At 48.9% G+C, this 9690-nt stretch carries 9 protein-coding genes and 1 tRNA gene; 7 read left to right on the top strand and 3 right to left on the bottom strand.

Annotated features, from left to right (window positions below):
• Nucleotides 1–1223, top strand: a 1223-nt coding sequence (clpX, locus tag IQ235_RS00590) for an ATP-dependent protease ATP-binding subunit ClpX (protein ID WP_264319555.1), incomplete at its 5' end; no start/stop codon positions are given.
• Nucleotides 1224–1420: 197 nt separating this feature from the next.
• Here clpX and IQ235_RS00585 read toward each other — a convergent pair.
• Complete coding sequence (locus IQ235_RS00585) at nt 1421–2125, bottom strand: DUF1997 domain-containing protein (protein ID WP_264319554.1); 705 nt, start codon at nt 2123–2125, stop codon at nt 1421–1423.
• Nucleotides 2126–2452: 327 nt separating this feature from the next.
• Between IQ235_RS00585 and IQ235_RS00580 the strand changes: the two genes are divergently transcribed.
• From IQ235_RS00580 to IQ235_RS00570, 3 genes are all read left to right on the top strand, one after another.
• A complete protein-coding gene (locus IQ235_RS00580) occupies nt 2453–3112 on the top strand; it encodes an NAD(P)H-binding protein (RefSeq protein WP_264319553.1) in 660 nt (219 codons plus the stop codon).
• A gap of 29 nt (nt 3113–3141) precedes the next feature.
• Nucleotides 3142–3864, top strand: coding sequence for a glycoside hydrolase family 24 protein (locus tag IQ235_RS00575; protein WP_264319552.1), 723 nt, complete (start codon nt 3142–3144; stop codon nt 3862–3864).
• A gap of 201 nt (nt 3865–4065) precedes the next feature.
• Nucleotides 4066–5247: a pentapeptide repeat-containing protein gene (locus IQ235_RS00570; RefSeq protein WP_264319551.1), complete on the top strand. Its 1182-nt coding sequence runs from the start codon at nt 4066–4068 to the stop codon at nt 5245–5247.
• Here IQ235_RS00570 and mazG read toward each other — a convergent pair.
• Both mazG and IQ235_RS00560 read right to left on the bottom strand, forming a co-directional pair.
• Nucleotides 5239–6093, bottom strand: a complete 855-nt coding sequence (gene mazG, locus IQ235_RS00565) for a nucleoside triphosphate pyrophosphohydrolase (protein WP_264319550.1) — start codon at nt 6091–6093, stop codon at nt 5239–5241. The genes IQ235_RS00570 and mazG overlap by 9 nt on opposite strands.
• A gap of 298 nt (nt 6094–6391) precedes the next feature.
• Nucleotides 6392–6991 (bottom strand): metal-binding protein, encoded by a 600-nt coding sequence (locus IQ235_RS00560; protein ID WP_264319549.1) that lies wholly within the window; start codon nt 6989–6991, stop codon nt 6392–6394.
• 51 nt (nt 6992–7042) lie between these two features.
• Between IQ235_RS00560 and IQ235_RS00555 the strand changes: the two genes are divergently transcribed.
• The 3 genes from IQ235_RS00555 (at nt 7043) to IQ235_RS00545 (ending at nt 9624) form a co-directional block, all read left to right on the top strand.
• Nucleotides 7043–7114, top strand: a tRNA-Val gene (locus IQ235_RS00555).
• Between the two features lie 447 nt (nt 7115–7561).
• Entirely contained in the window at nt 7562–8422 is an 861-nt protein-coding gene (locus tag IQ235_RS00550) for a DUF928 domain-containing protein (RefSeq protein ID WP_264319548.1), read from the top strand.
• 425 nt (nt 8423–8847) lie between these two features.
• On the top strand, nt 8848–9624 hold the full coding sequence (locus tag IQ235_RS00545; protein WP_264319547.1) for a DUF928 domain-containing protein: 777 nt from the start codon (nt 8848–8850) through the stop codon (nt 9622–9624).
• Nucleotides 9625–9690: the final 66 nt, after the last annotated feature.

Below are 9690 nucleotides of genomic sequence, written 5' to 3'. Positions count from 1 at the left end.
ACGAAATCTTAGATGAAGAGCTTTTTGACGCAAGTCCTTCTGCTCCTCAACCCGCTCCTCATGACGAACCCCCAGAAAAACGGCGTTCGAGATCGGCTAATCTTTCTTTGAATCAAATCCCCAAACCTAAAGAAATTAAGAAATACCTCGACGAACATGTCATCGGTCAACAAGAGGCTAAGAAAGTTCTCTCCGTTGCCGTTTACAACCACTACAAGCGTCTGAGTTTCGCTCAAGCAAAGATGCGGGGCAAAGTCAGTGCCGATGATACCGTCGAACTCCAGAAATCTAACATCCTGCTCATCGGTCCGACGGGTTCGGGGAAAACCTTGCTCGCCCAAACCTTGGCTAATTTTCTCGATGTTCCCTTTGCGGTTGCCGATGCCACAACCCTCACCGAAGCCGGATATGTGGGCGAGGATGTGGAAAATATTCTCTTGCGGTTGCTTCAGGTTGCCGATTTAGATGTGGAGGAAGCCCAACGAGGAATCATCTATATCGACGAACTCGATAAAGTGGCCCGCAAAAGCGAGAATCCTTCCATTACCCGCGACGTTTCGGGAGAGGGAGTGCAGCAAGCTCTACTTAAAATGCTCGAAGGAACGGTTGCAAACGTACCCCCCCAAGGAGGCCGCAAGCACCCCTACCAAGATTGCATCCAAATCGACACCCGCAATATTTTGTTTGTCTGCGGAGGTGCGTTCGTAGGACTCGAAAAAATTGTCGAGCAGCGCATTGGCAAAAAGTCGATGGGATTTATTAAACCCGGAGAAGCTCAACCCAAAGAGAAACGAACCTCAGATGTTCTCCAACACCTCGAACCCGACGATTTGGTTAAATTTGGCATGATTCCCGAGTTTATCGGGCGCTTGCCCATCGAAGCCGTTCTCAATCCCCTGGATGAGGATACGCTGATGGCAATTTTGACTCAACCGCGCAACGCTCTGGTCAAGCAGTACCAAAAGCTGCTAAATATGGACAACGTGCAGTTGGAATTTAAGCCCGAGGCACTGCGAGCGATCGCCCAAGAAGCCTACCGCCGCAAAACTGGGGCTAGAGCGCTGCGGAGCATCGTTGAAGAATTGATGCTCGAAGTGATGTACGAGTTGCCTTCTCGCAAAGATGTGACGCGCTGCTCGATCACGCGAGAAATGGTGGAGAAGCGATCGACTGCAGAAATTTTGCTTCACCCTTCATCGTTGCCTAAGCCCGAATCAGCCTAAAAGCTAGAATTAGATTCGAAGAAAAAAGGCAAACTGGGGTTAGTTAATATGACTGGCCTATCAGTTCGTCGTGGGTGAAGTATTGGATGAAATCTTGGATGAAATCTTGCTCGATCGAATAATTTTTTCCGACCCCATGTAATTTTTCGAACCCTGAAACAGTTCCACGATCTGCCAAGCGATCGTTTCCAACATAGCTACTCTTGTGTGGGTTTGGGATGGCAGAAGAAACTCGAGCGCTTTTTATAGGTTTTCCGATACAGTTCGAGAGCTTCCGAGCCTTTTTGCGTGTGGAAATCCTCTTGTACTTTGCGAGTAAGACGACGGGAAACTTCTTTAACGATCCCGCAAATCATGCGATCTCCAGTTTTTTGAATCAAATTTGGCGGCAGTGCGTGAATAAATCCAGGAAAATGTATACCAATGCCCAAGTCTAACTCCCAATCCACTCGAGTCACCGTTAGAGATTCATCTTCAGTGGGGACATCTACTAGAATTTGTACCGCTTGAAAATTAACCTCGTAACCGGGAGGGGTATAGCCAGGGATAGGAACACTTTCGATGCGATAGACTCGTTCTTGTTGAGGCAGCAGTTCCAAACCAATTTTGGCTTCGATATAGTGTCCCATGGAACCGTAGCGTCCCAGCATTAGGGCATAGCTATTTTCGCCCAAAGCGTCTACTTGCATGGGGGCAGCACAGCGACAGAACCAGCCCTGATGAACGTCGAGATAATCGGCAACGGTTTGGGCATCCGCGTACATTTCCATCCCGCCGACAAAGTGGCTGCGAAACCAAAACGGTTCGATCGCACTTTTGGGATCGGTATCTGCACCCTCTGATTCGAGGGAGATCCGATCGCCTTGAGGGGGGAGTGATTGTTCGTTAAATGACGACTGCATAACCGATGTGTTAGCCTAATTCGATCGTAATTCTCCAAGGGAGCGCAAAAATGTTGCCACCTCTTTTTCCAGGTTAACCGCTACAGGAAAGAACCCCATCGGTGTTTTTTCTAAAGATTTTTCGCGCGCTCGATTCTAAATCTCTAACGATGGGCAGATTTGCTCCTAATAGCGATCGGTATACACTGATATGCAACTCACAATTGTGCCGAATTTAGCACAACGGATTTCTCGCTCGGCACATTAAAACAAGCGACCCGCTCTAGAGATACAGAGTTTTCGCGTTATTTTAGATAAATCGGTTATCAATCGGAACATCAGTCAACCATGAAAGCATTTGTAGCAGGGGCCACGGGTGAAACCGGTCGGCGGATCGTGCAAGAGTTAATCAAGCGCAATATCCCGGTTCGAGCGATGGTGCGGGATTTAGAAACAGCCCGGAATATCTTACCATCCGAAGCCGAACTCGTTTTGGGGGATGTACTGCAACCCGATAGTTTGCGCTCGGCGATCGGGGATAGTACCGTTCTCCTATGTGCCACGGGGGCAAAACCCAGCTTCGACCCCACCGGGCCGTTCCAAGTGGACTTAGAGGGAACCAAAAATCTGACGAATATCGCCCAAGAAAAAGGCATCGAGCATTTTGTACTGGTGTCTTCGCTGTGCGTTTCCCAATTATTTCATCCCCTCAATCTATTTTGGCTAATTCTGGTTTGGAAGAAACAAGCCGAAGATTATCTCATCCGCAGTGGTTTAACTTATACGATCGTCCGACCGGGAGGACTGAAAAACGAAGATAATCCCGATAATATTGTTATGGAGGGGGCTGATACTTTATTTGATGGCAGCATTCCCCGGCAAAAAGTAGCGCAAGTGTGTGTCGAAGCACTCTGCGAACCCACATCTCGCAATAAAATCGTGGAAATCGTGGCTCGGGAAGATGCCCCCGATCGAGATTTCGATGAACTCTTTGCGAGTATATCCTAACCGGCGTCTCCTAATTGGATGAAAGGTTTTTGAAGAATTCAGTCTCTGTTCGCTATCGAGTGCCGCGCTCGTTTCCCGTCAGGGGAGTCGCCAGGGAAGTTTTCAAACGGCTTGCCATCGGCGGGTTAACAACGATACTGGCTCTCTCGGTACTGGTCGATCGAGTTAGCAATCGTCCTTTCGTTCCCGTTGTCGAATCCGAACCTCCCCCGGAAATCTCGTTTCCTCCTCTGGTAATGACCGGGGGAGATCCTCAAATTCGGGCTTTGATGCGGACGATTTCTGCAGCCGAATCGAATGTGGGTCGTCCCTACCACGTCCTGTATGGTGGCGAGTATATTGAAGATCTCAGTCGCCATCCCGATCGCTGCGTTCGCATTACCGTCGGACCGAACAAGGGCAATTGCTCCACAGCCGCCGGACGGTATCAAATGCTCTCCACCACTTGGGAAGAAAAGTCCGAACTCTACCATCCCAAAGCTGAAGGATTTTGGTTGTGGGATGCGTATCACTTCGAGCCTGAATATCAAGATCGGGTGATATACGAATGGTTGAGCGATCGTCGGGCATGGGGAGAAGATATCGCGGCTTTGCTGCGTCAGGGTCAGTTGGATAAAGTCTTGCGGCTACTCTCCGGCACTTGGACGAGTTTGGGATATGGCATCGAAACCAATGAAATGACCCAAAACTTGCCGGAGATTTACCAAAAGATGCTGGCTGAAGAGTTAGAAGCTTTAACAGCGGAAGAATAAAATAGTAGGCGTTTCATATCGGCTCAAGACCTGACGTTCGAGCCTGAGATCGTTGACGCTCGACCCCATTTTTTTCTGCACATCCCTAATCGACGCTCGAACAGATTGCGATCGCTGGCGAATTTTCACTCACCGATGGCTGATTCTCTCAGGAGTTCTTTGTAAAGAGATATAGACTAGCGAGCGAGGAGAAAGCGTGCGGTGGCAGATCCAAAACATTTGAGATTGCTCAAACAAAGTGTTGACACTTGGAATGAGTGGCGAGCCAATAATTATGGTACTATCCCAGATCTAGTGGGGGCCGATCTCCAGGGAATCAATCTTGCGGGAGCCGATCTAAGTCGAGGAAACTTTCACCAAGCCAATTTGGGTTACGCCAACCTGTTTGGCGTCGATCTTGGTGGGGCTAACCTGAGTAGGGCTAACCTGAGTGCTGCCAATCTCAGTGGTGCTTTCATCAACAAAGCCAATATTCGGAAAGCAAACCTTTGTGGTGCCCAACTCTGGGTCGCTCAGCTTTTTCAAACCGATCTGGCTGGGGCAATATTAAATGAAGCGGACTTGAGCGATGCAGAACTCGGTCGAGCAAATCTGAGCCATGCTCGACTCACCCGAACGAAGCTATGTGGGGCGAATCTGGGAGATGCTCGATTAACCCACGCCGAGCTTTTGGAGGTGCGAGCGAACGGAACTAATTTTCAAGGTGCAATACTGACGGGAATGTATTTAGTCAGTTGGGACATCGATCGCACGACTCAACTGAGCGATGCCATTTGCGAGTATATCTATTTGCGAGAATATCAAGATAAACTGACGTGCAAAATTCATGTTGACGAGCGCTGTCCGGGCGTTGGCGATCGAAACTTCGAACCCGGAGAATTTGCCAAACTTTTTCAAAGTTCGCCCGAGACCCTAGATTTTGCATTTACCGGTGGTATTGAGTGGAGGGCTTTTCTGGGAGCTTTCGAGCGGCTGTGTCGATCGATGCCGGAAAATGATTTTACCATTGGCGCGATGGAAACTCGACAAGGCGGAACCATCGTCGTTCGGGTTCGGATTTGCGATCCGTGCAACCGAGAACAAGTCGAGAAATTTTTCAAGCAAGCTTACCAAGACGAACTTCAAGCCCTCGACAAACGAGACGATCGGTCTTTATCTGCAAAAGAGCGGCAAAGCATTGTCACCCATCGCACCCAAAGTGCGGATTTGTTAGAGATCGTTCGCAGCCTTGCCCGAAATCGTCCCCCACTCGAAGAGTTCGATCGAGTCGAGTCCGATGGTGTAACGAGGAGCGAGACGAGATCGCCATGGGATGCAACCCTCGAAATCCCTTCAGAATTGGGTGAATCGAAATTGTTCTCTCAACGTCGATGGCTAATCTGAAATCTTAGACGATTTTGCTAAACTTGCCTTGGCGGCACGCCATAGCACCTCAAACTCTTCTAGGGTGCAATCGGAGATGGGGCGATCGATCGCCGACTCCAGCCAGGAAAAACGCTCGACGAAGCGCTGGCTGCTCCCTTGCAAGGCCGCTGAAGGATCGAGATGGGCCCATCTGGCTAAATTAGTGATGACAAACAGTAAATCGCCTAACTCTTCTTCTTGCCGTTTCTTCGTCTCGTGCTCTAAGGCTTGTTGAAATTCCGCGAGTTCTTCGTGAAATTTTTCCCAAACTCCGTCGATATTTTCCCATTCAAATCCGACCCCGGCAGCCTTCTGGGAAATTTTTATGGCTGCCATCAGGGGAGGCAGAGTACGAGCGTGGCGATCGAGTTTGGTAGATAAACGAGGTGTTTTGCCGGTTTCTCCCTTCTCTGCTGCTTTAATTTGTTCCCAACTTTGACGCACCTCGTCGATGGTTTGAGCTTCAACATCGCCAAAGACGTGAGGATGTCGCCGAATTAGTTTTTCGGTAATCCCCCGCGCCACTCCCTCTAAAGTAAAATCTCCTCGCTCTCCGGCTATTTGGGCTTGTAGCACCACTTGTAACAGTAAATCTCCTAATTCTTCGGCAATCGCCTCGGTTTGACCGCTACGAATGGCGGCGATCGTTTCGTAGGCTTCTTCGACAATATAAGGAATCAGGGTCTGGGGCGTTTGCTCCAAATCCCAAGGGCAACCGCCCTCGGGGGATCTCAGTTGTGCTACCACTTCAATGAGTTGTTGTAGGGCCGTTAAAGTATCTCCATGGACTGGAATGGGCGAACTCGACGCAGAATTGGATGTCATGAGCGGGGGATCTGATAGTCATAGTCAATTGGGTGCATTATAGGCTGTTGGGGTTAACGCGCAGCTTTTGACTGGGGAATCTAAAATCACGAGATAGCAACTGTCATACGCATAATGGACGATATTAGCGAGCTGGGGAAGCGGGTATCAGATCGGACGGTCTAACAGTCATAGCGATTTTTATAGCAATAGGCAGTAGGGTTGTAGCATATTCGATCGAGTGTTTCGTAGAGTCAACGGTCTTACGTTCTCTGGCTAAAGTAGCAGTGCCACACCCTTCGTGACCGCTGCTCTATATCTACAATTTACGTCGGTGCTTCTTTCTTTTGGATTTCTTCGCCGTCGAGATTCCTTGCCAACCTCGCTTTTGAAAACGCTTGTAGAGCGAGCTACCCCAATCGCATACCGAATGACTCATCGCGCCAATTTCCAGACCCAACCCCAACGCCAACCATTCTCCTGGGTAACCATAGAGCGATCGTACAACTCCCTCCCCCGCTCGTTCTATAATTTGAGCGGCCCAGGCTTGCCCATTTTCGATTCCACCTCCGAGTTGCTGTACGGTTGCCCATCCCACAATGGCTCCAATACCTAAAACCATCGTCCAACTGGCAAGGTAAGCGATCCGCAGCACCGTCCCCAAAATCGGTCCGTGAGATAATATCGAACGATGGCGCAAACTTCTTTGATAGGGCAACCACATCCAGCGCAGCCATCCCCAACGTTGGTATTGCCGCGATCGAATATCCAAATCGGGGCCGAACATCAAACCCCCAAATAAAAACCCTCCCGCCACGAGTAATGTCAGGCGATCGCTCTGAGTGCGAGCAAAGGTTAAGCTAGCAACCAGAGGTAAGCTCCATAGGGTTACACGGTCATGGGTTCGACCAGAAGGCACGTGAAAATGTCCGTCAAAATTCTGATATAGTAATATCTAGTACGATAACTCGGGCGGTTAGCTCAGGGGTAGAGCGCTTGCCTTACAAGCAAGATGTCACTGGTTCGATCCCAGTACCGCCCATCCAAAACTATTTTTTTGTTAATTTTTGTGACTAAGCGTGAAGAATAATCGAGCGTTGGAAATCCTCTCAAACATCGCCGATACCCAGATTTAGAGCAAGTTTTCGCCTTAAACGAGAAAGCGAGCGCACCTAGAAATCGAAGCATTTCCCCATTAAACTATGTAGAAGGGGTGTGCCGGCAAATTAAATTTTATCAGACTTGGGAAACGAAATTTTTGACGGGACGTCTTTAAATTACGATACAGAGGGTGCGAGATCGCGTCCCGATCCTAGGCTGGTAGTGCGATCGGCAACGAGCAGACTAGATATTGAAGGTTATAATAGCCGAAGACTCAAAATCTTCGCGCGAGCGAGCGACTCGGCGTTAGAGCCGTTCTGCTGAGACGATCTCCCGTCAGTCAGTCTAGGTAGATCAGTCATTACATTGTGAAGGTGGTACTCATATCATGGCTTGGAAGAACCCCATATTTAACTTAGCAACTCTTTCCCTCGGTCTGTCTCTAGAACTGGCAATTGCTGCCGGATTCTCAGCCCCAGTCAGAGCTAACTCTGCGATTAGCACTCCTAACTCTGCAATACCGCAAACCTGGCAATTAAGCCAGTTCAATCCACCCGACAGGGGAGCGCCGGATGTGGCAGTTGGAGGAGCCACTCGAGGAGAATTGTGTGGCGTTACGCCTCTGATTCCTAAAGATACTAGTAAAGATTACGGCGAGATCAACCCTCCCTACTTTGGCTTAACGGTGGCGGAGCGCCCGACCTTCTTCTTTCACATTGAGAAGCAGATCGCACAAGAAGTCTTTTTTGAAGTCTACGAGTATAATACCGAAGGTCGCGGTAAAGACGGTCAACTTATCTACGAAACGAACTTTAGTGTCTCCGCCACTCCCGGTATCCTCAGCACCAAGCTACCCCCTAGCTCGGATCTAGAAGCCGGTAAAACGTATCGCTGGTATTTGGATATCGTTTGCGGCAATGATTCCTCCGTTGAAGTGGCATCTACTTCTGGTTGGGTAGAAAGAGTTGATGCCACTCCCGAACTCAGTAGCAAGCTCGTTCGAGCCGATACAACAGAAGCACGTTCCCAGGTGTATGCAGACACAGGTATTTGGTTCGACGCTCTCAACATTTTGGGACAAGAGCGAATTGCGGCTGATACTGATACTCTCAAAACTGAATGGGAAAATTTGTTAGAAGCTCTCAACCTCACCAATCTAGAAGGCATTGCGAATGCACCTTTCATGGATTGCTGTAACGAAAGTGTTGAAGTGTTTGGTGAAGAATCAGCCTTAACCAGTCAAAACTAAACTCATACGATTCAACAGAATTCCTCGGTATCGCAAATACTGCGCTCTTACCGAGGTTTCTTTATTGGAACGGTCAATGAATTTGGGAGCGTGAATTGATACTCAACCCTTAACGGCGAGTTGGCAACCCTAGAGATTGACCGTAATGCACAAATTCCAGATGTCACTTTCTCGCGAGTTTCCTCGATCGAGAATTATGGTGATTCAAGCGGATTTGATATACATCGAGCGTGACTCTACGAAAGAATAGAAGTTCTAGAGGATTCCTAAGTCACGGTCAACTCAAGGTTTTAACTCGATCGAAACGGACGTGAAAATCATACTCAAAAAATTAGCAAATCGGCTCTATGAGCATTGGACTGCATAATATCGGATGACTCAAACCTATTATTTAATAGATCGTATAAAAAGAACGCACAACTGTCATGGCTTGGCAAACTCCTCTATTCAAAGTTGCTGTTTTTTCTCTGACTCTGTCTCTAGAACTGGCGATCGCCGCTGGTTTTGCGTCTCCAGCCAGATCGAGCGCTCTTGATTTTAGCCCACCCGATCGCGGTGCACCAGAGACGGCAGTGGGAGGAGCGACGCGAGGAAATGGTCTATGCGGAGAAGTCAAGCCTCTGGTGCCCAAAGATACCAGCCAAAACAGCGAGCCTTTTCCTTATTTTGGCATCACGATCGCCGATCGACCGACCTTATTTTTCCATGTGAAAGGATCGCCGAGATACGTAGGTCAACCGACCTATTTTGCACTGAACGAGATAACGACTCAAGGCGAACGAGGCGAGTTGGTTTACGAAGCTGACTTGAGTTTACCCGAGCGAGGCGGTGTGATGAGCGTGAGTTTACCACCCACTCTCACTCTGGAAGAGGGAAAGAGCTATGAGTGGTTTATGGAGATGTCGTGTATCGATAATGAAGAAGCTAGTGAAATGAACCACATCCAAGGCTGGCTCGATCGCATCAGTGCAACTCCAGGCCTTTCAGATCGATTGGACATTGCTCAAACCCCGACCGATCGAGCTACAGTATACGCAGAAGCGGGGATTTGGTTCGATGCGCTCGAAACCCTAGCCCGAGAAAGGAGAGTCGAAAATACTCCCGAACTTCAGGCAGCTTGGGCATCATTGCTCGGAGATAGCGATGTCGGTTTGAACGATGAAGATCTAGAGCAAGTCGTTGAGGCCTCTTGGGTTGATTGAAATCGAGATCGAGAAACGAGCTATCTTTACCCTCTAGAAAGACCCGCGCTCACCTAGCCCGAAATG

This window comes from Zarconia navalis LEGE 11467, from assembly GCF_015207075.1.
GTDB lineage: Bacteria > Cyanobacteriota > Cyanobacteriia > Cyanobacteriales > Geitlerinemataceae > Zarconia > Zarconia navalis.
The sequence above is the reverse complement of the archived record's forward strand: the minus strand, read 5'-3'. Positions and strand labels throughout refer to the sequence as shown.